Here is a 24,763-nt window from a genome sequence, read left to right as displayed (position 1 = left end):
GCAAGCTTTATAACAATTAAAAGACAATTATTTACCGATGAAAAGAAAACTATTTTTTTTAGAAAGAATGATCTATGGGAAAGGGGACACCGCATTTAATGTCATTGTTCCAATAAAGATCAGAGGCACATTTCCCGCTGAAAATCTGTCCCATGCGCTGAAAAGAATACAGGAAAAACATCCTTTTTTAAACGCTTTCGTAGAGGTCGGTAAAGACAGGATACCCTGGTTTGTGGTGAATGAAAATGAAGCAAATGACATTTTCGTGCGGATCATCCCCAGGATTACAGACCAGGACTGGCAGGCGGAGGTGACCAGGGAATGGTCTACCGTATTTGATATGGAGAAGGGACCGCTGATGCGGGTAGTATGGGTCCGTGGAGAAGAGTGTTCAGAGCTGATCCTGGTGATGCATCACTGCATCTGTGACGGGCGTTCGGCGATGTCCGTTTTAGAAGATGTACTGCTGTTGCTGGAGGATGGGGATGCCCGTATCGGCAGCGAGATCCCTATTCTGAGTATCAGGGATATTGTACCTCCGGAGGTACTCAGGGATAGAAAGAAACGCATCAAGGCAAAATTAAGCGGAAAGATGACCTCGCTTATTCTCTGGTTAATGCCATTGAAAAAGAAATTGATAGAGCGGAAGCGGGATTATATGATCAACTGGAAACTGGATAAAAAGTTAAGTGACCATCTGCTGAAAGTATCTAAAACCACAGGTACTACCATTAACACACTTTTGTGTAAAACGGTATTGGCTGCTTTCAGGGAGATCAGAACAGAGAATTTTTACAACAAGATTGTATGCCCTGTGGATATCAGAAAATATATACCGCAGATCAGGGAGGAAAATATTTTCGCTTTTGCGACGATGATGGTCTTATCTGCAAATGAACATCTCGATTTTATCAGTGATGCGCGAAGAATGCAGGAGGATGTAGCAAAAAAAATGGCGGTACTGAACCCTTATGAAATGATCATGCAAATGGAGGAATCACATCCTTCCCTGGAAAATTTAATGAATTTCCTTAAATATAGTAAGCCTGGCAATGACTGCCTCTTTTCCAATCTCGGAAAGATTGATATCAGGCATGAATATGGGGCCTTTGAAGTGGAAACCATTTACAGCCCGTCCGCCGTTGGCCCTTTGGGAAAAACTACTGGATTTGTGACTTCAACTTTTCGCGGGCAAATGGATTTTACCTTTATCGGTAGTGAAGGATTTCTCCCTTATGAAGAAGCGCTTGCAATCAAAGATATGATCGAAGATATCATTAACGCAATTGAAATAGCTTAATTTAAAAATGATGGAAAGAAAAATGATCGTTGGAGAAAGGATCATGTATATTGATTCCTCAACATCCCTGAATTGTGTTTTTACTGTCAGGATACGCGGCAGTCTGCAGCCTGCAAAACTCAATGCTGCACTCAGTAAGCTACAAAAGAAACACCCTTCGCTGCAGTCCGTTATCAAAAACTATGGGCAGGGAATCCCTTACCTTGTTTTGAGTCCGGTGCTCGCAGAAATTCCTGTGAGGAAAGTGGAAAGACTAAACGATGAGCACTGGATGGTAGAATCAAAGGCAGAATGGGGAAAGTTGTTTGAGGAAAAAGATTCGCCGCTGGCCAGGGTGGTCTGGCTTTGGAGCACAGAGGTTTCGGAGCTGATGCTGGTCTGCCCGCACTGTATCTGCGACGGTAGAAGCATGGCCACATTGATGGGCGAGCTGCTTGCTGTGCTTGATGATCCTGAAAAGGAACTGCTGGCCTATCCTCCCTTTAAGTCGGTACAGGCATTGCTTTCAGAGAAGTATTCCATAAACAAACAGATAAAGATGAGGCTGCTGTCTGTTTTGGCCTTATGGTTCTTCCTGACTAGATCTAAAGGCAGGAAAAGTGTTGCGGGGGACAATTATATGCTGCACTGGAAGTTAGATGCCAAAAATACTTCAGCAATAGTTGCGGCCTGTAAAAGAACCGGAACAACGGTACATGCCGTATTGTGTGTGGCATTCCTGGAGGCATTCCGTTTGGTGCAGGGAGAGAATGCAAGGGGCAGGGTGGTTATGCCGGTGGATATCAGAAGATTTGTTCCGGAGATAAAAGATGATATGATGTTTGCCCTGGCGCCTACCCTGGAAGTTATCGCAGATCAGGATGCCGGGCTTGATTTTTGGGCAAAGGTAAAAAAAGTAAAAGAGGAGCTGGTCAGCAAAATAGCGGGGCTGAACGGCCGGGAATGGCTGCTGATGAGCGAGTATTTTTCTTCATACCAGATCGTCAGGTATCTGAAAGAATCAGAAGGTACCCATGATGTTACGCTTTCCAATATGGGAAGGTTGGGCATTGCCGAACAGTACCACTCATTTGAGCTGGAAACGATATACAGCCCCTCAGTTGCATTTCCATGGAAAAACCCCAATACGATGGTGGTCAGTACCTTCAGGGGAGAAATGGATTTTATGTTTTGTTCAAATGAGGCTTTTCTTAAAGAGGAGGAGGCAATGGTGATCAGGCAAAGGACAATCGGTTTATTACTGCAGGGGGCAGAGGCAGGATATGCAGCAGTATGATGGACAGGAGCCTGCAGTCTGGAGAAAATTTGCCCGCAAAAATCTTCTCCTTTCTACACTGGTTAACCTGCTTTTCAATACCTGTTATCCTTATTTTAATTTTCAGGATCTCAGAGCGGTATGCCTCTTTCATGGATCGTACTGTTTTGCGCGCTTTATACTGCCGATGGCTTTTTTACTGCCATTTATGATCACTTTTGATATGATGAAGAAATCTATGGCCGTTGCAGAACAGTGTGGGAATGACATGATGTTCCCTGGCAGATCTTCAAAGTATAAGTTTATTTTCAGGATTGCCGGTATCAACGGAATGGGTACCCTGGTTTTCATCCTGCTGGTTATGTTGTGTGTGGATATCAGCCTCCCTGAAAATTACCGCTTTGATGGCCGCCTGCTTTCTGTTCTGATGGGCTCCCTGGCTGCGATACTGGCTATGTACTTTACATTATATTCCATTAAAAAAGTAAGGGAATTATTGTGGTCATTGTGATCCTGAAAGAAACATTCATAATTAGTTAAGATGTTCTTGTTAAAGTTTGTTATTTCTATTAACATTGATTAAACTTGACGGAGAAAAAAATGATCTGATTCATATGATGGGACAACTGAAAACTACGCTGCTTTTTATAGTATTGTGTATAGGATATACTGTTCAGGCTAAAGTAAAGCTGCCTGCTGTCTTTAGCGACAATATGATACTACAGCAAAAGACAAATGCCGCTTTCTGGGGACAGTCAGAACCGGGTAAAACAATAGAGATCGGCACATCATGGAACGCCAGAAAGTATAGTTCCGTTGCAGACAGCAATGGCGACTGGAAAATCCTCGTTGCTACACCTTCCTATGGAGGGCCATACACAATTAACATTTCTGATGGTGAGCCGCTTACCCTGAAAAACGTGCTGATTGGTGAGGTATGGCTGTGTTCAGGACAATCGAATATGGAAATGCCACTGGCTGGCTGGGGGAAGATCAAAGATTATCAGAAAGAGATCAGCGAGGCGAAATATCCGAACATTAGGTTGCTGCAGGCGGAACATGTGACTGCCAACAGGCCCTTAAAAGATGTAAAGGTAACCGGCGGGGGATGGCAGGAATGCAGTCCGCAAAGTGTGGCTGAGTTTTCCTCGGTTGCTTATTTCTTTGCAAGGGAGATCTACAGGAAAAAAGGAATCCCTGTCGGGCTGATCCATACCTCATGGGGCGGTACCATTGCCGAAGCATGGACCAGTGGTACCACGCTTAAAACGATGCCTTATTTTGCAGAGGCCGTGAACAGGATAGAGCGTACCGATCAGGAAAAAGTTCTGGCCAATTCTAAAAAGGCAATGGAGAACTGGCAAAATACGGTCCTGGCAAAAGATGCCGGTTTTGAACAGGGGAGACCTGTATGGGTGGCGACGGGTTATGACGACTCTTCATGGAAGACCATGGCTTTGCCTGCGCTTTGGGAGGGTACTGTTCTTCCTGCTTTCGATGGTGTTGTTTGGTTCCGTAAAAAGATATCTATCCCGGCATCATGGGCTGGTAAGGACCTGAAGATCAATTTAGGGACAATAGACGATGATGACATTACTTTCTTTGATGGCGTTAAAATAGGGGAAACGAAGGGATTTGGAGAAACCCGTTCGTATACAGTTCCTGCCGCTCAGGTAAAAGCCGGAGAGTTTGTTCTTGCGGTAAGGGTATTTGACCTTACCGGCGGTGGCGGTATCTATGGAGATAAAAAAGTGATGGCTTTGAGTTCTGCTGCAGGTGAACGTATTTCCCTGGATGGCGACTGGAAGTATAAGGTGGGATTGCACCTGAAGGATATTCCGGCGGTACCCTCAGGAATTGAAAGCCCAAACAGGCCGGCGGTGTTATACAATTCGATGATCCACCCTTTTATTCCGTTTGCCATTCGCGGAGCGATCTGGTACCAGGGAGAAAGCAATTCCGGAAGGGCGAATCAGTACCGTACGCTTTTCCCTGCAATGATTACAGACTGGAGGAAGAAATGGAATATCGGAGACTTCCCCTTTTATTTTGTTCAGCTGGCCAACTATATGAAAACGTCGGAACAACCCGCTGCTTCCGCCTGGGCGGAACTGAGGGATGCACAGCTGAAAACGCTTTCCCTGCCAAATACGGGTATGTCTGTCACCATCGATATTGGAGAAGGGGGCGATATCCATCCCAAAAATAAACAGGAGGTGGGACGCCGGCTGGCATTAATTGCCCTGGCAAAAACTTATAGTTACAAAACTCCTTACTCGGGTCCGCTGGCAATTTCACAGCAGGTGAAAGGCAATTCGGTTAGCGTAAACTTTAAGTATACTGACGGAGGCTTAAAAACGAAAGATGGAGCCGCTTTAACGGGCTTTGCTGTTGCAGGTGCGGATCAAAAGTTCTATTGGGCTGATGCGGTGATCAAGGGCAATAAAGTAGTACTGAGCAGTACAGAAGTTCCGAATCCTGTTGCTGTGAGGTATGCATGGGCAGATAACCCGTTATGTAATTTGTATAATGGGGCGGGCCTTCCGGCTTCGCCATTCCGTACGGATAACTGGAAAGATACTACTGAGGCTAAAGCTGGTAAATAAATGTTCCAGACTGATACAATTCATATTTCAGGCATGCTGCTTCTTTTGTGGATTGCACCACGAGGTCTTGCAGCAATGTTTTTAATGCATCTGCACTTCCTGGTTTAGCTGTTAATACTACCGTTAAGTACAGGCTCCTTCTGATGTTCTTTAGGGTTGAATATTTTGTTCAGGTGATCGTCATATCGTTTCAGATCTTTTACAATGTCTGCATTTTTCTCCACATCGTGGAAATGCATTCCTTCCAGGGGTTTCATGCCGGTAAAAGCATTCATACGGTGAAAGCCAAACATTGGTCCTTCGTCCACGCTTTTCTCATTGAAGAATTCACCAGGCAGGGTAAAGGCTTCTTTGGGGGCATTCCAGGAAGTCGTCAGCATATATTGCTTGCCATGCAGGGAGCCACCGGTGCCATAGTTAATTGCAGGATTAGCCGAGGAGCGGCCGTCGCTGTGGTAAATTCCATTGTCATGTCCTTCGGTAAACACCACATCAATATATTTTTTCATTCCATGAGGCAATTGAAACCACCATACCGGAGTATGGTAAATGATCACATCCGCCCATTTATAATTTTCTACTTCCTGTTTAGCATCATAGTTGGTATTGATATCTGTAGAGCGGACTTCGAAGCCAGGATGTGTAGTAAAGAAATTGATAGTTGCATCTGTGACTGACCGGTTGAAACGGCCACCTGAGTGACCAAAGGCTTGTCCACCGTTGATTACGAATATTTTTTTCATTAGTATATGTTGTTTTTTAATTGTTATGAAGCTTGCACAAGATTTATTTTAATTTTTTAAAAAGTACTCTTGTGCAGGTTTCTTTGTCTTTAAATTTATAACACAAAGTTACCACAGCCCTATTTATTAATAAAATAACATAGATGATATATGACTATCATTATTATGATAGTGTTAATAGTATTATATCAATTCTGCAGCATATACAGATAATAGTAACAATAAGGTGTTTTCTTAAAAAAACATGTTATTTTACATACATGAATGTTATTATTCTTGTGTATTATCAATTTTGTCTGTCATTATTATTAAACACATATAAAGTTTACATTACATTATCTATTAATTGAAGTAAATACCGGCGGAAAGATACCAGCAGCAATATTGCCATTATCAGCGAGAAACTGGCCGATAAAATAGCAATTATGTTTGCCGATAACGGCGTAGGGTTATGGTTAAATCCCAGGTAGAGATTCTAGGCGGAATTGTGACTGTCAATAGCAGCGAAAATAACGGAACCACTTTTAGAATTGAATTTAGGTAGCTTTTAGGCTATTCTTATATGATGAAGTTACAAGGTAACCTTGTCATTTGTAATTAGATTCTCACAAGAAAATATTAAGTCTATTGATCTGGTAGATTTAATATTAATTTTCTATGTTTGTTATATCACATGGAAACAATAGTAATCATTGGAACCCGGTCTTTTTCAGGATTTGTTTTTACAAACCAGATTAAGAATATCATTTTAAAAGATGGTATTACGTGTTGTTGTTGCCGTTAAATCCCTTCTGTTCGGAGAATAGCTAACATAAGTCCTTTTTACTCTGCCCGGCGGAGTATAGAGAGGGCCCGGATTTGGATCTACATTAATCTTTCGCAATGCCTGCCTCCCCATCACTGCTATTAAAAGCTTCGGTTTTTACAGTAACCTTTTTATTTAGTCAGCCTTCATTTGCCCAGATAGTGGAGCATAACGGATACCTCTCTGCGGTGTCTTCCCCGGCAGGTGGCATAGATTCTCTTTCGGTTATTCCGAAAACAACGGCAAGCCTGGCAGCAGGTTTGAGGGGTTCCATGGAACATGTCAGGCTGCTGAATTATTTAACGGATCTTGGGGTGCCTGATCAGCAGTATAAATACCAGTCCGGCAAAAAGTTCTATTATCACCTTGCCAATGTTTTTGCCCGTTTAAGGTTATATCCGCTGGCAATGAAATGTTTCTTCAAGGCAGTCCGCGTGAATGGCAGCGGTATGGATAGTCTGCAGCTTTCAGCTGTCGGCTCAAACCCACAGGACGGAGCTTTGGCCGTGAGTTTAAAAGATGATGCCATAGTGGGTAAAAGGGCCCTGGTAGTAAGGGCCAAACGAACGTCCAAAAAAAGTAAACGTACCAGCTTTCAGCAGATTATCAGTAATTTTAATGACGGGAAAACTGCGGTGGCGTATGCCTTGTTGTTCCATGTCAAACAGCCGGCCCCCGGTAAACGTAAAATATTTGTTTGGGTAAATACCGGGCACACCTTTATCACGCTGATCAAATACAATGCTGATTCTACCTACGCTTCGGCATCTTTCGGATTTTATCCCGATAAAGATCAGGTACTTTCTGCTACTCCAATTGCGCCCACTACATCAGCAACGTTTAAAGATGATGCCGGGCACCTTTGGGACGAAGTACTGGGTAAATTCATTTCCAGGCGTAATTTTGAAAATATACTGGAACTGACCAGAAAATTTGAAGGCATGACCTATAACCTGAACCAGCAAAATTGTACCGATTTCGGATTACAGGCAGCCAGTCTTGCCGGAATCCATATCACTGACACTTTCGGGAAATGGCCTTTAGGCAGGGGCAATAATCCTGCAGTTACAGGACAGAGCATTTTAAAGGGAAGGATCAGTAATGAGGCGAAGACAACGCAGGAGCAGCTTTTTATGGATCAAACCGTTGACTGTCAGGAGGCAGATTATGATTTCGATGATTAGCCATTATATGGCCTTAATTAATAATCCTCTATTTGCCTGTTTCCATATGTGGTGCATCTACAGGCTTAGATTCTGGAGAGCCTTTCTGCCGGAAGTATATGGTTAGAAACACAATTGACGCGACAGACAAGAACTCGCTTTGCCAGTTTTGGAAAGTTTCGAACCAGAATTCCGGTTCAGTAAGATAAGCCCCCACATTTTCTAATGGCAAATTTTTAGCTGCCTGTTCAACGTTATGGTTTTGCCAGCTCCCATAGAGGTGAAATCCCCAGCTAACAAAAAACAGAATGGCAAAACAGATGAATAAGGAACTGCTGTAAAGTTTAAGTATCAGTCCGCCCTTTCTAACTGCCCACGGTGCATCTTTTGACGGGATGGGTTCCCTGTCAACCTCTTCAGGTTCATCCAGTTTTTTCGATTCTGCCGAGCCCACCTGGCGTAATCCTACTGTTAGCAGTACATAAAGTGCCATTTGCAGAAATTCGCTTTCAAAATTTTCGAATGTGGCCGAGATGAAATGCCCGCTTGTAAGGTAGGTGGAAAGTCCGATCGGAGCAACGTGATCCTCTGTAAGGTCACTGTTATGCTGTTTCCAGCCCGTTAATGCCTGCGCGGCAAGCGTGATAATGAACAGGGCAAGGAATACAATCGTTAATCCATTGCGGTAAAAATATGAATACTTCGCAGAAGCTGTGCCTTTCATGATTTAGGTTTAATTTATTCGTTAACACGCCCGGATAGGTTATGTTTTATATTTAAATAGTTTCTGTATAGTTCATTTTCTCATGCAGATTTATGTAATTATTTAGATAAATAATGGCTTCAGGGGCATTTATTTCCGTATGTAAAATAAATGCTGTCTCGTGTAGATCTTTTCACCGGCTAATGTCGTTTATATATATAGGTGTAATGTATTCTGGTAAATTTTCTTCATTATTTCTCCTCCTTTGGATTTTTAATAAAAAACTCGTTATAACACCTGACGGATAATCGTTTCTATATCTATTTCATATCTAATTTCAATAACATGCCATTTTTAGACCATGTGTTGCAACCGCCTGCATATGGCTGGAACGACAAAAAAGGTAAGCTGATTAAGCCTACGATAAACCAGATATTAACTGAATTCTTCAGCAGGCTGAATGTGATCAGAGACCGCCGGAACTGGCTGCCATTCTTTAGCTGGTTAAAAGTTCTTTGCTTAATTCCCTTTTTCTTTATCTTCCTTTCCAGCTACCTGAGCTGGTGGACAGTGCTGGCTGCATTTATCTACAGTATGATCATCATGGGAACCCACGGTACGATATGGCACCATCGTTATTGTACACACGGCGCTTATAAGTTCCGAAACAGCTTCTGGCGTTTTATTACTCAAAATCTGACAATAAATGTTATTCCTGAAGAGATTTATGTCATCTCGCACCATGTACATCATTCCAAATCAGACCAGCCTGGCGATCCTTACAATGCGCAGGCAGGTTTTCTCTATTGTTTTCTGGCGGATGTAAATCACCAGCCCATCGCCAAGGATCTGAGTGTTTCTGATTACCACCGGGTTCAGCTGCTGATGAAGCATACCGGCGTATCCGGGAATACTTACGGGCAGTACAAAGTATGGGGTTCTTATGTAAATCCGGTTTCGGCCCTGATCACCTGGGTATTGAACTGGTCCTTCTGGTATCTTGCTTTTTATCTTATGGGCGGGCATGCACTGGCCTGCAGTCTCTTTGGTGCAGCCGCATTTTGGGCGATAGGAGTGCGCACCTTCAATTACGAGGGCCATGCTAAGGGTGAAGACAAGCAGCGGGTAGGGACTGACTATAGCGAGAACGATAAATCTATCAATCAATTGTGGCCCGGCTTTGTTGCAGGTGAATGGCATAATAATCATCATTTATATCCTAAAAGCGCAAGAAGCGGATTTAAACCGCATCAGATTGACCTGGCCTGGTATTACATAAAAATGATGTATAAATTAGGTGCGGTAATTAGTTTTAAGGATGACAAGCAGCGTTTTTACGAGCGTTACCATAAACCCTATCTTGAAGCCAAAAATCGAATTCATGGTAAAGAAATTTAATCGTTAATTGTAAGTTGCTGTTATTTCTTAACCTCGGGATACATTACATTCTGCTCTATCTGATTCAGATAAGCGATAGTGTTCTGGTCATCTTTACTGCATTGTTCAAGTAACATTGCATATTCCTGGTATCCTAAAGCTGATGCCATCCGGTGCAAAGATTCATAGCGGGAAACTTTTATGCTAAAGATCAGCTTAATGATATGCAGGATCAGGATATCATTGAGAATTGACTGACCTTTTCCGGAATGTGCCTTCAGCATACTTAGAAGTTCGTCATCAATAACTGACGGTTTCGCAGCTGACTTCTGTTTAAGGGCGGCCATTGATCCGGATAACCTCGAAATGTGGCTTTCAATATCCGTTTCCGAAGGGGAGATGGCGCTTTTGAACTCATCGGTCATTAATGATCCGGAGATTTTTTCAAGCACTTTCAAGTATTTTTTTTCGGCGGCAAGCTGTTCAGCGAGCGAGTTTTTAAAAATGTCGGGTAAAATAAGGGCGTCAGTATCCATAAAGCCATCAACAATGTCAATAACAATTAGTTTTACCAGCCGCTGAAAATGCTGGAAGTTTGACTATATGAAAGCAGATTACCTGATGTTTTCGGCGTCAATTATATTTACCTGTTTGCCCATTTTCTTCTGTATCACCTCAAAGTGATGTAATTCATCCTGGCTAACCAATGATATGGCTTCTCCTGCGCTGCCAGCACGGCCTGTTCTGCCGATGCGGTGGATATAATCTTTAGGAGAGCGCGGTAATTCGTAATTAATTACAAATGGAAGATCACTGATATCAATTCCGCGGGCCATTAAATCTGTTGCAACCAGTATCCTAACGCTGCCTGATTTGAATTGAATTAAAGCATCAGTTCTGGCACCCTGGCTTTTTTTGCTGTGGATAGCTTTTGCATTAAAGTTGTTTTTACGGAGTTTGTTTACAATCGCATCGGCCGTGCTCACTGAAGAGGCAAACACCAGCACCTGTTTCATTTCATGATGCTCAATCAGATACCGCAAAAACGGACCTTTCCCTTCTTTTGAAATGATATATGCGATTTGGTTGATCAAATCCAGACTGGCCTCTTCCTGCTCTATTTTGATAACTACGGGATCATGAAGCAGGATTTGTTCAATATTCCTGAGGTCATCATTTAATGTAGCAGATAAAAGAATGTTTTGACGTTTCAGTGGTAAAAGGGAAATGATCCTGTTTAATTCTTCTTGAAATCCCAGATTAAGCAATTTATCGGCTTCGTCAAGCACCAGTGTTTCAATACCTGATATGTCTACCGCATTGGAATTTATCAGTTCCAATAGTCTGCCTGGTGTGGCAACGAGCACATTTACACCTTGCAAAGCCATCATTTGCGGATTAATTGAAACCCCTCCGTATACTGCCAGTGTTTTAATACGTTCGGGCAGTGCCTGGCTAAAAACCTGGAACACATCTTTTACCTGTTCAGCCAATTCCCGGGTAGGAACCAGGACCAATACATCTGCATGCCGGTTTTTTATTTTTAATTTTTGCTGCAGGTTCATTAAAAGCGGTAAAACATAACTGGCCGTTTTTCCGGAACCTGTTTTGGCAATCCCTAAAACATCTTTTTTATCTAATATGGCGGGTATAGCAGCGATTTGAATTGGTGTAGGTATAGTGAATTTCTGATTGATCAGTGCTTTTATCAGCGTTTCTGATAAACCTAAGGATGTAAAAGGCATAATTTTGTTTTTTGTAAAAATAGCAAAAATCCGGGTTGGTGTGAGTTTACTTTACTTTGTTACTTATTTAAACCTTCGTATATCTTTAGAATTACTGACAACCCAGGGCAGCCGGTAAATTTGCCGGTAGATTTTGCAGTTCATCTGTCTTTAAATATGCCTGCTGCATTTTCCCGGAACATTTATCAGCTTTTGCTGTTCATTGTAAAAAAACAACATTTACCGGATGAACAGTCAACTGCAGCACCTTTTAAATAGTTCCACAAGTATAGATACTACAAAACTTTCTGAGGTTACAGATTGCCTGGTCATTGCCCCTCACCCGGATGATGAATCACTTGGATGTGGCGGCCTGATTGCCAGCTTGAGGAATTCGGGGATAGCTGTAAACGTTATTTTCACCACAGATGGCAGTATGTCACATCCCAATTCGCAGAATACCAGTGCAGTCGGCCGCTGTAAAATGCGTGAGCAGGAAGCCATCAGGGCGCTGGGTGTTTTAGGGGTGGAGGAAAATTATATTACATTTTTCAGGGGTAAGGACAGTGCACTTCCTGCGGAAGGAGAAAAAGGCTTTGCTGGGTTTGTTGCACAAATGAAATGGATTATAGATACAGTAAAGCCAGACCTGGTTTTGGTGCCTTATGAATTTGACCCGCACAGGGATCACCGGGCAAGCTGGCAGATCACGATGGCTGCTTTGCAGGATTGCCCGCAGGTAGCCATATGGCAATATCTGATCTGGCTGTATACGCTTGGAAAAGAAACAGATGTAGAGCCTTTAACCAATATCAGGGATGGCATACAATACTTACCTATGGGCAACTATAGAAAAATAAAAAAAGAAGCGATTGCGCAACATAAATCACAGCTGAACCTGGATGTGTTTGATGATCCTGAAGGTTTTGTGCTGCTGGATGAGGTGCTGCAGAACTTCTATGGTGACAGGGAATTTTATATTATAAATGACAAATAGGGGATGAGTATAGAAAAGATAGATAAACAGTATTTTGATGTGATGTATGCGGCTTCAGATGATCCCTGGAATTTTTCTGAAAGTGCCTATGAAAGGGAAAAGTACCGGCATACCGTTACCGCACTTGCGGGTAAACAGTTTGTTAACGGGCTTGAAATAGGTTGCTCTATCGGAGTATTAACAGAAATGCTTGCCAGTCATTGTACTGCTATGCTGGGAGTGGATATCAGTGAAAAACCGATAGCTGTTGCAAGGGAGCACTTAAAAGAGCGTACCGGAATACGATTTGAGGTATTGGATATTCCCCATGAATATCCAGACCATCAGTTTGACCTGATTGTGGTAAGTGAGGTGGCCTATTACCTGAGCAAGGAAGACCTTAAACTGAGCAGGGAACTCATTTTGGATTCCCTTACTGAAGGTGGAACCTTATGCCTGGTACATTGGAGGCCCCAGATAGAGGGCTGTGTTTTTAACGGGGACGAGGTAAGCAGTTACTTTCTGGAAGTGCCTGGATATACGCAAACCTATCAGCATATCAATGAGCAATACAGGATAGATGTTATTGAAAAACCCCTGTCAGCAGCTGCAGCTGGTCTTCATATTGATTGACCATTTTTTCCACATCAAATGATTTTTCTGCATGTTCCCTGCAGCTTAACCTGTTTTTCAAAGCTGCTCCGGTAATCGCTCCGGCCAGGCCTTCTATATCACCCGGTTTTGCCAGTACACCGGTTTCCTGCGCAACTAATTGTGGCAATGCACCGATGTCAAAGCCGGCTATGGGCGTTCCGCAAGCTAAAGATTCAGCGATAACCAGCCCAAATGGTTCTTCCCAGGTTGGAGTAACGAGGCTGACCACGGCGTTCCCGATCAGGGCATTTAATTCTGTATGGTCCTTTCGTCCCACATATTCAACACCGCCACCGAGTAAAGGCTCAACCTGGGTCCTGAAGTATTTTTCGTCTGCTATACCGCCAGCGATTTTCAACGGCATCCCCGCAATATTTGCTGCTTGTATAGCAAAATGGGTGCCTTTATCAGGGTGGATCCTGCCAAACCAGATTGCATATCCGCCAGTAGGGTCCGGATAATAGGTCCAGCTATTCAGGTCAATTCCGTTCTGAATGACTGTACATTCATCCGTATACTGTTTCCAGTTCTCTGCATTGCGTGCTGATACGGAGATATAAGTTATCGTGCTTTGCCTGCGTTCGAGCCTTACGGCATTTTGGAGTTCAAAGAACGGTGGTGTATGCAGTACGGTAAGCATAGGTAACTTTAGCATGCCTGCCATGGTAATGGGCACATAATGGAGGCTATTATTGAAAATCACATCAAAATTCATGGTGTCAATGTGTTGCATCAGCTCCATATAGGCATAGTGTTCTGCCATATATTCTGAAGACAGGTTGGGCTTTTTCTCCCTGTGACCGGAAAGGTCATTGTAAGCTTCGTCACTTAGAATAGGATACACGTTCAAAGTTGCATCAGATTTTGATGAGGCAAAGAGCATCACCTCATGCCCGCGGGCTATCAGCCGTTTACAGATATCATAGGTAAATGCTTCCAGTCCTCCGCGGAAGGGGCTTTTAATCGGATGTTTCAGGTGCGCTATAATTCCTATTTTCATAAATAAATATTTGTAATCAGCAGTTATGAAGTTATCATGATCCTGCATTCAATAATTGATGGAATATCATGATGGTTTCATGAATATGCGGTTTGTTCGTTTTGTGCCTGGACAGGAAAGTTTTGTGCCTGGATGGGAAAGGAATGTTCAATACCTTCCTCTCTGCGGATCAGGTAACCGGCTGCGTTTTGCAGCGTAGCATCGGGTGCAGGCTGGCGGAGGTAATAACTGAGGTCGCGGTGCCAGCGCTCCAAATCTCCCGGTGCCATTAATCCCCTTGCCCCTACGCATTGTGCTGATAGTTGCAGGACATCAAGGCAGGTAGCCTCAATAGTCAGCCTGGTCATATTGGCATAAGCAATAAGATGCTCGTACAGCGCTGGTTGGTTGCTGCAGCGGTCAAACTCATGGCCGGCGTTATCAATCCATAGTTGACCGCTGTGTATGGCCATGCCCATTTTCCCGATCCTCATTTTTTGAAAGTGGTCTTCCAGGCGGTCCAGTCTTCTCAAAAAATCCATGGTTTTATTATAAACAGCTTCTGCCATGCCCAGTTGAACCGAAGCAAAACGTATTGCTCCGCCTAAAAAGTAAGGTGCTTTCAGGTAGTCGCCCGTTTGGCCAAGCAGCGCGTTATGGTCAAGTTTAACGCCCGAGAAATCTATGGTATGACTTACAGAGGCTTTCATTCCCATTGGCCGCCACGAATTTCGTTCTATACGGTATTCCTCAACCTCCTGCATAGGTACAATCACCATCTGCCAGTTGGAAGTAGCAGAGGGAAGGTCTGTTTTTCCCCCAATCAGCGCATAGTCTACCAGGTTGCTGCCTGAACAAAAACCCTTTGCCCCGTTTATTATTATCTGATGGCCAGTAACCTGGAAACTGATACCAGTGGCACCATCAGTATTCCATACGCCAAATAATTTTCTGTTCAGCTCCACTTCATTATACCAATACCGGCGTTGAGCAGGATCTGCATATAAATGGATCAGGTACAAGGTATTGATATGGCCTTCGTAGATCCTACCAATGGCGCCATTGCTTCTGCCTACATCTTTCAGCAGTGCAAGCAGTGCCGCGGTATTTTCGTTGGCGAAGTCCAGTTCATGCCCGGGCAATACTATAGTGAGCAGTCCGCTCTTCTTTAGCAGCAAGATTTCTTCAGCAGGCATTTCTCCCGACTGTTCTGTCAGTACTGCTAAGGCGTCAAGTTGGTGGTATAGTTGTGAATAATCTGTCATGAATGATTATATTATGCCAGTTGTTTGGTGTTTAACAAAGTTCTGAGATGCCCTATGGCGGTGTCTACGTGTACATCGGGATGCTGTTCTTCCCATTTTTGCAGGCTTATTGCCAGTTCCGTTTCTTCCCACAATGCTCCAAAATAGCTGGCGGTGGTAATTTTAAATCTCAACCATTCCTCTTCAAGAAAGAGGCTAATTGCCAGCTGTTTAAGCTGGCGGATGTTTAATTGATTGCCTAACAGATAGTCAGTAAATAACTCCCTCAGCAGTTTTTTAGCATTAAATTTAATGATCAGTGATCCCGCGGGTTCCACCAGCATTTTTTTCCCTTCCAGGTTCATTTTTGTCCATTCGTTCAGCTGGATGGAGAAACCGAAATCAACCTGCCCACTTTCGCGGCTTGATGTATAAACCTTTACATGTGGTGAACGCCTGATACGCGCATCAACCCTGAGCAGTGCTTTACGGAAATTTTCGTCTTCGAGAAAGGGAAGTACTGGCAAACGCCCTGCCTTTTCGTAAATGCTGCATTTGACAGCCGTACTGGGGCCGAAGCACTGAAAATGTCTGGGCCATGGGTCAAAGGAACAGGGGTCCAGATGTGATTCAAGACGGCTAACCAGGTAACGGTACCCTACATCTTTGAGGTGGTACTTTCGCGAAGGGCTATTACTGTATTCAGAAATTATCCTGCCGCCCACCACATCGCAGCCCATATCAAACTCTGCAAAGATATAATGCAGCCAGCAGCAATCTACCCTTGAATCTCCATCTGTGGATATAATAACTCCTCGGGCCTGCCCAATAGCTGGAACCGCTGATAGGCCTCATCCATCAGCAACCGGCGTACAGTACCTATATGTGCCTGTTCTTTGTCCAGCCGGATCTCTGCAACCTGCAGGTTAAATCCCGGATGCATTAACTTATACGCAGCGGCAAGCGGAAAGGAATGATCTGTGCAGTTGTTGGCCAGCAGCAATACCTCATATAAATCATTGCAGATTTCGTTTCCTGCAGCATCTACCTGAAGCCTTAATGCGTCCAGCATTCCATAGAGATTTACTTCTTCATTTTTAACGGGTACAATGATGGTAGCTTTAAGGGCGTAATGTGGGTGAGTAGGAAAGAGTGTCTGCATTTTAATGATTTTACTGACAACATCGTAAGTCTTACAATGTTTCATGAATTATCAGGCAGGCATCCAGGTGTTTAAAACAATATATACGGAAAGCAGTTATCAATGCAATGAAGCAGTTCAATACCACTCAGCAAACCATTTGCTTTTATATACACCATCATGGTGCCGGACATTTAATGAGGGCTCTTAGCATTGCCGCAGTACTTCAGGGCTTTAAGATCTTTTTTCTGGGCAGTAACCTGAGGCCTTACGCCGGTTTAATTGCTGATGAGATAGAATGTATACACCTTTCTTCAGATGTACCTGCAGAAAACGATCTGCACTTTTCAGCTCATCCCTTAACTTTTCTGCATTATGCACCTTTGGGAATAGCCGGACAAAGAGAGAGAATAGCTTTATTGACGGATATATTCAAAGATACATCCCCGATGTTACTGATCGTAGATGTCTCGGTGGAAATTACGCTGCTGGCCCGTTTATGTGGTATTCCTTCTATAGTGATCAGGCAACACGGTAGGCGGGACGATCTCCCGCATATGAATGCCTATGAAAGTGCGGAATTGCTGATAGCCCCATATTCCGCAGGGATGGCTCCTCCGGGAGAAAAAGACTGGATCAGCGCGAAAACACTATACGCCGGTGGCTTTTCCAAATACAGTAACCTGAAGGATAGTGATATAAATGAGGAGATACCTGATCAGGTGGCTGTTTTATTGGGACAGGGGGGCAGTTCCATGGATGCTGAATTTATTAATCATCTGGCGGATTGCTGTGAAAACTATAATTTTCATGTGATCGGGTTAAGGGCATGTATTGAGACAGAGGCTAAACATAACGTTATATGGCATGGGCAACTGGACGATCCTATAACAGTCCTGCGTTATTGTAAAGTGGTTATTGGTAATGCGGGGCATAATACAGTGATGGAAATGGCAGATCTTAACAAGAGGTTTATCTGCATTCCTGAGGAGAGGCCCTTTGAAGAGCAGCTGCAGAAGGCGGAATTGCTAAAGGCCAATGGAAATGCGATGGTAGTAAAATCCGGAAATTTGAATCTTTTGAACTGGCCTGTTGCATTAGACACAATGGTAAGGAAACAGCCAAACTGGAAGGGCGTTACTGAAAAAACAGCGTTAGGAAATATTGCTGGTGCCATCAGTCATACAATGGAACGTATTTACGGCAAGCCTGTTTCATGAAGGTGATTTGAGATAAAGATCAATGGCCGATTGCGCAGGATAACTAAGTAATACCAGCTCATTATTGCTCCAGGATATATAACCCAGTTCTGCAAATTTCTTTAACCAGCCTTCCATCGGCCAGCGGCCCCATTTATGGTAAAACACCCTTGCATTGCTGATGATGTCTTCAAGGTGGTTCAGCGGAGGGTCATAACTGGCATGGGGCTGGTGGTAGGCGATGGCATCCACAGTTGTAAGCTCAATTTCTTTTGTCCTTGCAGTAAATGAAAAGTCAGTGTCTTCAGCTCCATATCCCATATAATTTTCATCAAATCCGCCTATTGTTTCAAATACTGATCTGCTGCAGCCAAAGTTCAATGACCAGAATAATTCATAGGGGATATTGGTTAAGCCTCCCCTGATGGGGTCTGGTAAGCTGCAGGCATCAAAGTCAGCAGCTTTAGTTTCAGATGAGAATTTTTCATTTAGATAACGCACCTGGCCAGACCATAATTTGTCTCCCCTGTTAAATGCGGCGGCATATGACTGCATAAAACTGGCAGAAGGTATACAGTCCACATCCAGGAAAATACAATGCCGGGCGTTAGTCTTTGAAACGGCAAAGTTACGTGCCTTTGCCAGCGGTAGTTGTTCGGTGCTATGATAGCCGAAGGAAAGCACTGGAAAAGGGCAGGGCGGTATAAGGCAGGTCCTCTCGTTCATATGAACAATGATCAGTTCAAATTCAGCAAACAGATTTGCGGATAAGCCCTTTATCAAATTCAGCAATGCTTCGTTACGTCCTTTAACAAGGGTGAGAACAGCAATTTTTATACTCATTTACGTCTAACATCTACTGTAGCGAATAGTTCTGTTCCATTCCCCTTATTTGGGTATTTTGAAAAATAAAAATCTTAAACATCTTTGAAAGACAGCACTGCAAACATGCGATTCAATGGTAAGAATGCTGGTGGCGCTGTATACACAAACAATATCTTAATCTAATGAAGAAGTTAAAACTACTCAATTTTCTACGGTCATGTATATCGGCCGGTCTGGCCATGCTTTTCATACAAACCGCTGCACAGGCACAGGTTCCTTATGGAAGCAACAAGGCTGCGGGACACTATCTGGATACCCGGGGCATTAAGTTATATTATGAAACCTATGGCAAGGGCGAGCCGCTTATTCTTCTGCATAACAATGGGGCATCAATGAAAATGTTCCTTAACCAGATCCCTTATTTTTCCAAAAATTACCGGGTGATTGCCGTTGACAGCAGGGCACACGGCCGTTCCACTGATACCAAAGATTCGCTATCGTTTGAGATGATGGCCGATGACCTTAATTCACTGCTGGATCATCTGCACCTTAAAAGTTGCTACGTGGTAGGTTGGAGTGATGGCGGCATTACCGGATTGGTAATGGCGATGCGCCACCCGGATAAGGTAAAGAAACTGGTGGTATCAGGGCCTAATCTCCGCCCTGATACCACAGCAGTGGTGCCTTTCGTTTACCGTTACATGAAACTTGCTGCTGATAGCCTCAGGAAACTGCCTGCAACTGCTGAAAATAAGAATACCTTAAAAGTAATAGAACTGGATTTGCTGGAGCCACATCTTTCACCCAGCCAGTTGAACAGTATTAAGTGCCCTACATTGGTTATCGGTGGCGACCACGATGCTATACCCGTACCACATCTGGTAGAGATCTATCAGCACATCCCAAAATCTTATTTATGGATAGTGCCAAATACAGGCCATTATATTGCTGCCCTCAGGAAGGAACAGTTCAATGCCCGGATCGCTGAGTTTTTTAGTCAGCCATACCGTAAAATTGAAGGGCTGGACATCTTTAAGGGGATGTTATAACCTGGCTTAATCTGCCCTGATTGAGTTATGGCTTGTGAATGATTTGGAGTATAACTACCTTCAGGGCATGATTATAGTTATTCATTGTAACGACCGTATAGGCCTGGTAGCAGCTATTTCCAACATTCTGGCGCAGCAGCAGCTGAATATTGTATCCATGCGTGAGCATGTGGATATCCAGGAAAGCCGTTTTTACGTGCGCCTGCAGGTAGAGCAGGGGGCTGATGAGGATACCTTACAACAGTCACTGCAAAGCGTATTGCCGGCAGATGCAAATATTATCATCAACCCGTTGCCTCATAAAAAGATAGTGGTATTGGTTACCAAAGAGTATCATTGCCTTACTGATATTTTGATCAGAAATTATTTCGGTACCCTAGGTGCTTCGGTGTTGTGTGTAATTGGTAATCATGATCTTTTGGGCGATATCTGTAAACGTTTTGGCATTCCGTTCTACTATATTACACATGATGAACGCACAAAAGCAGAGTTTGAGGATAAAGTGACAGCGGCCATCAGTCTGCATGATGCCGATTACATTGTGCTTGCCAAATTCATGCGGATATTATCACCTGAGTTTGTAGCAAGATTCCCTGTCAAGCTGATCAACATACACCATTCCTTTTTGCCTGCCTTTGTAGGTGCAAACCCCTATAAGCAGGCTTTTGAACGTGGCGTAAAGCTTATCGGTGCGACGGCACATTTTGTAACCAATGATTTGGACGAAGGCCCTATTATAGCACAACAGATCATTCCTGTGAACCATACACTCACTGCCATCGACATGATGAAGGCAGGAAAGGAGATTGAAACCTCGGTACTGGCTAAAGCACTCCGGCTGGTATTTGAAGACCGGGTTTTTGTCTACAAGAACAAAACTATTGTATTTGAATGATTTTAATAGATACAGAAAATTTCCTGCCGGCCTCTTAACGTCCGTAATACTGCCACATAAAGGGAAGCAGCCGGCCTGCTTTTCTTAAAAGCCAGGGCTCCTGAATGCTTTTGTCAACATGTGCAGGCCAAATAAAACAGGCTTGCGAACCAGCCATATACTCTTCATTCACACCCGTCCCATGGAATTTGCTGATCTTATACGGAATCTTGTTCCGGGAAAACCTCAGGCGGTTGCTTTGCGAATCACCCAGATCCAGTAGTACGGTTTCAGACGAAGATTTCAATAAGGCCAGCTGGTAATTTATTTTAGTGGTTAGCAGTAAATTAAAAATAAAGCCTAACAGACAAAACAGGAGGTTAATCAGTATTGAAGCGTAAAGCAGCCGTTTTAAGATCTTATTCCGGTTGCTGAACAATACTTCAGCCGAGAGTAATAAACCAGCTGGCAGCAGCCAGAATTGCGGAATGTACCGGCTCCACCAGGACTCTGGCATGACGATCACCGAAACGACAATGAGCACTACCATCCAGATCATGTTTTTGAAGAACTGTTCCTTTCTTGCATTGCGGTAAATAACGACGAGTATGACCAGTGACAATAGCAAAATCCCACTAAACATAGGGCCGAAGCCAGCCAGGCGCGCATCAACCATCGGAGCATGTGCCAAGTCTATTTTGTTAAAAGTGAATGGTAATTTGAGCTCTATCGGATAGGGGCTCTTTGGATAAAGATTGTCCGTACGTGAAAAGAGAGAGAGAACAAACCGTTCTACTCCTGTTTTATGTTCAAAACCGGCAGGCAGGTTCAGCGCATAAATGATATCCACTTTATTCTTTCCCATCAGCGGGTATAAGGGATTGCCGAAGTTAACAGTATTGGTAATATATGGATTAAATCCGCAGACAATGCCAACAATGCCTGCAGCAACCGAAGTCCACCATATTTTTTTTGCTGTTGAGGTCTCTTTATTCAATAATGCCCATATCCAGAAACCTCCGACAAATACGGCGATATACAGGGTGGCGGTGAATTTCACATTCACCAGCAGGAAGATAGTGATGGACAATATTAAAAGATGACGGGTCCTGGGTGTTTGCAGAATAGAAATCCCTGTGACGATCAAACAGAGTAACAGGGAACCCAATGCCCCGTCTACATAGTAGGTGGGCATCTGGTTTAAGACGATAGGATTACCGGCAAGTAGGATAGAAAGGATAACTGCTTTCGGTAATGACACCCATTGATTACGGATAATAAGGGACACTGTAAGAAAAAGGCTGGCTAGCCAGAGGATGACGTTAGTGGCCTTACCGGTCTCAATATTTCCGGTTGCGCAATAGATAGCCGTCTGAACGGTCTCCATTCCCTTTGCATAATGGTTAACCCAAATTACCTGGTTTACCGTTTTAGGCAGATATTCAAAATAAGGGTTCCACCCGTTTTTCATTTGGATCAGCGCCTCCTGGTGATAGGCCTGTCCGTCAAAAGAAACATCATAAAAATAGCCGGAAACGGCTATTGAAATGAACACAAGCACCAGAGGAATGCCAAATACCAGGTAGAGGTTCAGGTCCTGTTTCTCCCTGCTCCTTGTAAGTGTATAATAACTTAATAGGGAGGCGGCTAAAATTCCAAGTGGAAACTGCCAGGGACCCATAGGGATTTTTAAAAAAAAGAACAGGGAGGAGATCAGAAATGTTCCGGCAAGAATACATATCAAAAGAAAACCGGTATAAAAGAAAAGTGAGGAGAGTTTATTAGATTCTTGTATAGTCATCTCATTTTAAAGCATAAAGGATTTCCGGAATCGCTGCAGAACAATAAACATACTGTCTTTTTAGCGATGTTCAAATGTAATAAAAATACTTTCTTATTTTTTTAGATAGTAAAGTATATTGCAAAGGCGATTTAAATAAGGTATTGCGATAGATTTATGATTATTATTTAACAGCGCTATTCTAAAATTATAATATAACAGCGAAAGATTGGTTCTGGCTGCACAATTGTAGTCTGTTTTGATATATTAAATGTTTGATGATGATAAAAAGACAAATAGCGGTATTACGGTTAGTTTTACGCTTTATACCAGGGGCGCTTAGCCCAGCACAAAATTATACCGCAGCATATGATTGCTGATGTTACCTATAAGAAGGGAGAACATGGGGAATTAAAACTGGATGTTTATCAGCCGCAGCCTTCGGGAAAAGGCAAAACCCCGCTATTGATCTTTATCCATGGCGGTGGTTGGGCCTCGGGAGATAAGTCTGAAATCCGTTCCGGTTACAGGAATGCCCTGCTTGAAGCACTGCTGGCTAAAGGATATGCAGTAGTTAGTATCAATTACCGCCTGACCAATTATGATGATATACATTTTCCGGCACCGGTGATTGATTGCAAAGATGCAGTGAGGTGGGTATATAAAAATGCAGCATCTTATCATTTTGATACAGAAAATATAGGTATCTGGGGAACTTCTGCAGGTGCACATATGGCGATGCTGCTGGCCTATTCAGAGGATAAAGATTTTTATGGCGCCACTGAACTCAGGCCATACGCCTCAAAAGTAAATTATGTGTTAAACAATTACGGGCCGGTAGACCTGAAAGCCCTCTTTAAACCAAAGTTAAGCAACTTCATATTGTGGCTCGTGAAATTATTTTACAAGCGGAAATATGATTTAAGACAATCCCGTCTGGCTACTTTCTCTGGGCTGGATATTGAAAACCAGAAGGAGGAAGTGATTTATTTCACAGGCTTGTATTCCCCGGTAAATTATATTGATTTCCGGTCTGTTCCAACATTCACCATCCACGGAGATGATGATAAAACGGTGCCTTTAAAACAGGCAAAACTATTGGATAAGACACTGCGCAAATTGAATGTTCCCCATGAGATGATCGTTTATGCGGGAGAAGGGCATGGTTTGAAAACCCTCAATACGGACCAGATCAGCAGGCTGGTCACCAGTGTGCTGGTATTTACAGATAACAATACTAAAAAATAGAATATTCAGGCTGCGATGTAACCTTTTTGGTAATATTAAGCAGAAGCGGTTGCTGAGATGATATTTTGTTATCTTTGGCTGATTGGTTCATCATAATGACGATCTCTTAGGAAGATGAACCATTGCAATGAAACCTTAGGCTGAAATCTTATATGATAAAGCAGACTTTTCCGATATATGATGTAAGCAGCTTATCCGGATTTAAAAGGGAAGACTTTTTAATCAGCAGATTTGCCCCCTACCTGAGTATTCATGAAAATCTCCGGGAGGCACATAAACATTCTTTTTATCATGTGATGTTGTTTACGGAAGGGACAGGAAAACATACAATAGATTTTCAGACTTTCCCCGTCAGGCCTTATCAAATGTATTTTATGATACCGGGACAAGTGCATAGCTGGCAATTTGAAGGACATGTAGATGGGTATGTACTTAATTTCTCTGTTTCATTTTTAGATACCCTGTTGCTCAAACCGGATTATCTGGAGCAGTTTCCTTTTTTTAACGGTGCGATAAGCGAGACGGTGATTGAGCTGCCCGGGCAGCTCCGGCACAGGATAGTCCAGTTGTTCGAGAGCCTGGTTCATGAAAGTGAAGTCCCGGAGCTGCTGGCCATTGATATGGTACAAACGCTGATGCTGCAAATATTTATACTGGTGGGCCGTCTGAGTATCGGTAATACTTCGTCTGTTGTGAATTCCTATAGCTATCTGTTGTTAAAGAAATTCCAAAAACTCATTGGGCAACATTATAAATCACTGAGGTTGCCGAAGGACTATGCAGAATGCATGTTCATTACACCAAACCATCTGAACGCCCTGTGTAAAAACGCACTGGGATTGTCGGCCGGAGAGGTGATCCGTAACCGGATCACACTGGAAGCTAAACGTTTGCTGACGAACAAGGCGCTGAGTATTGCCGAAATCTCCTGTCAGCTGAACTTTACGGATAATTCTTATTTTTCGAAGTTTTATAAAAAGCATACCGGTTTTACGCCGGAAGAATTCAGAAAGCAACACTGACTTATCCAATTCCGGTAGCATAACTGGCTGGTCTGAATGCAATGTTAACCATGAGTAATTTTTTGCCGGAATGGGCTGATACGGCCGTGACGCGGC

The 24,763-nt window shown here is 43.3% G+C and carries 24 protein-coding genes; 13 read left to right on the top strand and 11 right to left on the bottom strand.

Annotated features, from left to right (window positions below):
- The first annotated feature begins 37 nt into the window (after positions 1–37).
- From BLW16_RS17075 to BLW16_RS17060, 4 genes are all read left to right on the top strand, one after another.
- A complete protein-coding gene (locus tag BLW16_RS17075; protein ID WP_090558842.1) occupies positions 38–1,300 on the top strand; it encodes a condensation domain-containing protein in 1,263 nt (420 codons plus the stop codon).
- A 7-nt stretch (positions 1,301–1,307) separates the two neighbouring features.
- Positions 1,308–2,576: a phthiocerol/phthiodiolone dimycocerosyl transferase family protein gene (locus BLW16_RS17070; protein ID WP_090558840.1), complete on the top strand. Its 1,269-nt coding sequence runs from the start codon at positions 1,308–1,310 to the stop codon at positions 2,574–2,576.
- Positions 2,563–3,066: a hypothetical protein gene (locus tag BLW16_RS17065; protein WP_090558838.1), complete on the top strand. Its 504-nt coding sequence runs from the start codon at positions 2,563–2,565 to the stop codon at positions 3,064–3,066. Before BLW16_RS17070 ends, BLW16_RS17065 begins: the two co-directional genes overlap by 14 nt.
- 64 nt (positions 3,067–3,130) lie before the next feature.
- A complete protein-coding gene (locus BLW16_RS17060) occupies positions 3,131–5,161 on the top strand; it encodes a sialate O-acetylesterase (RefSeq protein ID WP_245735355.1) in 2,031 nt (676 codons plus the stop codon).
- Here the strand turns inward: BLW16_RS17060 and BLW16_RS24065 are convergent.
- The gene (locus BLW16_RS24065; RefSeq protein ID WP_394332030.1) at positions 5,145–5,237 is read right to left on the bottom strand and encodes a hypothetical protein; all 93 of its coding nucleotides are present in this window, start codon (positions 5,235–5,237) and stop codon (positions 5,145–5,147) included. The genes BLW16_RS17060 and BLW16_RS24065 overlap by 17 nt on opposite strands.
- 28 nt (positions 5,238–5,265) lie before the next feature.
- Positions 5,266–5,904, bottom strand: coding sequence for an NAD(P)H-dependent oxidoreductase (locus BLW16_RS17055; RefSeq protein ID WP_090558836.1), 639 nt, complete (start codon positions 5,902–5,904; stop codon positions 5,266–5,268).
- An 882-nt stretch (positions 5,905–6,786) separates the two neighbouring features.
- Between BLW16_RS17055 and BLW16_RS17050 the strand changes: the two genes are divergently transcribed.
- A complete protein-coding gene (locus BLW16_RS17050; RefSeq protein ID WP_090558834.1) occupies positions 6,787–7,893 on the top strand; it encodes a hypothetical protein in 1,107 nt (368 codons plus the stop codon).
- A gap of 28 nt (positions 7,894–7,921) precedes the next feature.
- On the opposite strand, the gene BLW16_RS17045 is transcribed toward BLW16_RS17050, so the two are convergent.
- Positions 7,922–8,596 (bottom strand): DUF6766 family protein, encoded by a 675-nt coding sequence (locus BLW16_RS17045; RefSeq protein WP_090558832.1) that lies wholly within the window; start codon positions 8,594–8,596, stop codon positions 7,922–7,924.
- 324 nt (positions 8,597–8,920) lie between these two features.
- On the opposite strand from BLW16_RS17045, the gene BLW16_RS17040 reads away from it, so the two are divergent.
- Positions 8,921–9,973, top strand: a complete 1,053-nt coding sequence (locus BLW16_RS17040; RefSeq protein WP_090558830.1) for a fatty acid desaturase — start codon at positions 8,921–8,923, stop codon at positions 9,971–9,973.
- Between the two features lie 20 nt (positions 9,974–9,993).
- Here the strand turns inward: BLW16_RS17040 and BLW16_RS17035 are convergent, their stop codons facing one another.
- Both BLW16_RS17035 and BLW16_RS17030 read right to left on the bottom strand, forming a co-directional pair.
- A complete protein-coding gene (locus BLW16_RS17035; RefSeq protein WP_090558828.1) occupies positions 9,994–10,488 on the bottom strand; it encodes a DUF892 family protein in 495 nt (164 codons plus the stop codon).
- Positions 10,489–10,566: 78 nt separating this feature from the next.
- Entirely contained in the window at positions 10,567–11,697 is a 1,131-nt protein-coding gene (locus BLW16_RS17030; protein WP_090558827.1) for a DEAD/DEAH box helicase, read from the bottom strand.
- A 226-nt stretch (positions 11,698–11,923) separates the two neighbouring features.
- Here BLW16_RS17030 and BLW16_RS17025 point away from each other — a divergent pair, with 226 nt between their 5' ends.
- Together BLW16_RS17025 and BLW16_RS17020 are read left to right on the top strand one after the other, a co-directional pair.
- The gene (locus tag BLW16_RS17025) at positions 11,924–12,673 is read left to right on the top strand and encodes a PIG-L deacetylase family protein (protein WP_090558825.1); all 750 of its coding nucleotides are present in this window, start codon (positions 11,924–11,926) and stop codon (positions 12,671–12,673) included.
- A 3-nt stretch (positions 12,674–12,676) separates the two neighbouring features.
- Positions 12,677–13,285 (top strand): SAM-dependent methyltransferase, encoded by a 609-nt coding sequence (locus tag BLW16_RS17020; protein WP_090558823.1) that lies wholly within the window; start codon positions 12,677–12,679, stop codon positions 13,283–13,285.
- Here BLW16_RS17020 and BLW16_RS17015 read toward each other — a convergent pair.
- The 4 genes from BLW16_RS17015 to BLW16_RS17000 form a co-directional block, all read right to left on the bottom strand.
- Positions 13,236–14,306, bottom strand: a complete 1,071-nt coding sequence (locus tag BLW16_RS17015; protein ID WP_090558952.1) for a glycosyltransferase family 4 protein — start codon at positions 14,304–14,306, stop codon at positions 13,236–13,238. The two genes, BLW16_RS17020 and BLW16_RS17015, sit on opposite strands and share 50 nt — an antisense overlap.
- A gap of 77 nt (positions 14,307–14,383) precedes the next feature.
- Entirely contained in the window at positions 14,384–15,550 is a 1,167-nt protein-coding gene (locus BLW16_RS17010; protein ID WP_090558821.1) for an acyl-CoA dehydrogenase family protein, read from the bottom strand.
- A gap of 11 nt (positions 15,551–15,561) precedes the next feature.
- Entirely contained in the window at positions 15,562–16,269 is a 708-nt protein-coding gene (locus BLW16_RS17005) for a hypothetical protein (RefSeq protein WP_090558819.1), read from the bottom strand.
- 38 nt (positions 16,270–16,307) lie between these two features.
- Positions 16,308–16,691, bottom strand: a complete 384-nt coding sequence (locus tag BLW16_RS17000) for a glycosyltransferase family 2 protein (RefSeq protein WP_139298348.1) — start codon at positions 16,689–16,691, stop codon at positions 16,308–16,310.
- Between the two features lie 107 nt (positions 16,692–16,798).
- Here BLW16_RS17000 and BLW16_RS16995 point away from each other — a divergent pair, with 107 nt between their 5' ends.
- Positions 16,799–17,890: a glycosyltransferase gene (locus BLW16_RS16995; RefSeq protein ID WP_090558815.1), complete on the top strand. Its 1,092-nt coding sequence runs from the start codon at positions 16,799–16,801 to the stop codon at positions 17,888–17,890.
- Here the strand turns inward: BLW16_RS16995 and BLW16_RS16990 are convergent.
- Positions 17,885–18,712 (bottom strand): glycosyltransferase family 2 protein, encoded by an 828-nt coding sequence (locus BLW16_RS16990; protein ID WP_090558813.1) that lies wholly within the window; start codon positions 18,710–18,712, stop codon positions 17,885–17,887. The genes BLW16_RS16995 and BLW16_RS16990 overlap by 6 nt on opposite strands.
- A gap of 164 nt (positions 18,713–18,876) precedes the next feature.
- Here BLW16_RS16990 and BLW16_RS16985 point away from each other — a divergent pair, with 164 nt between their 5' ends.
- Complete coding sequence (locus tag BLW16_RS16985) at positions 18,877–19,743, top strand: alpha/beta fold hydrolase (protein WP_090558810.1); 867 nt, start codon at positions 18,877–18,879, stop codon at positions 19,741–19,743.
- 67 nt (positions 19,744–19,810) lie between these two features.
- Positions 19,811–20,638 carry a formyltetrahydrofolate deformylase gene (gene purU / locus BLW16_RS16980; protein WP_090558808.1) on the top strand — a complete coding sequence of 276 codons (828 nt, stop codon included), beginning with the start codon at positions 19,811–19,813 and terminating at the stop codon, positions 20,636–20,638.
- Between the two features lie 34 nt (positions 20,639–20,672).
- Here purU and BLW16_RS16975 read toward each other — a convergent pair whose 3' ends face one another.
- Positions 20,673–22,418, bottom strand: coding sequence for a hypothetical protein (locus BLW16_RS16975; protein WP_090558806.1), 1,746 nt, complete (start codon positions 22,416–22,418; stop codon positions 20,673–20,675).
- Between the two features lie 348 nt (positions 22,419–22,766).
- On the opposite strand from BLW16_RS16975, the gene BLW16_RS16970 reads away from it, so the two are divergent.
- Positions 22,767–23,645 carry an alpha/beta hydrolase gene (locus BLW16_RS16970; protein WP_090558804.1) on the top strand — a complete coding sequence of 293 codons (879 nt, stop codon included), beginning with the start codon at positions 22,767–22,769 and terminating at the stop codon, positions 23,643–23,645.
- Positions 23,646–23,797: 152 nt separating this feature from the next.
- Complete coding sequence (locus BLW16_RS16965) at positions 23,798–24,667, top strand: helix-turn-helix domain-containing protein (RefSeq protein WP_090558802.1); 870 nt, start codon at positions 23,798–23,800, stop codon at positions 24,665–24,667.
- Positions 24,668–24,763: the final 96 nt, after the last annotated feature.

It is taken from the genome of Pedobacter hartonius, assembly GCF_900107535.1.
GTDB classification, from domain to species: domain Bacteria; phylum Bacteroidota; class Bacteroidia; order Sphingobacteriales; family Sphingobacteriaceae; genus Pedobacter; species Pedobacter hartonius.
The sequence above is the reverse complement of the archived record's forward strand: the minus strand, read 5'-3'. Positions and strand labels throughout refer to the sequence as shown.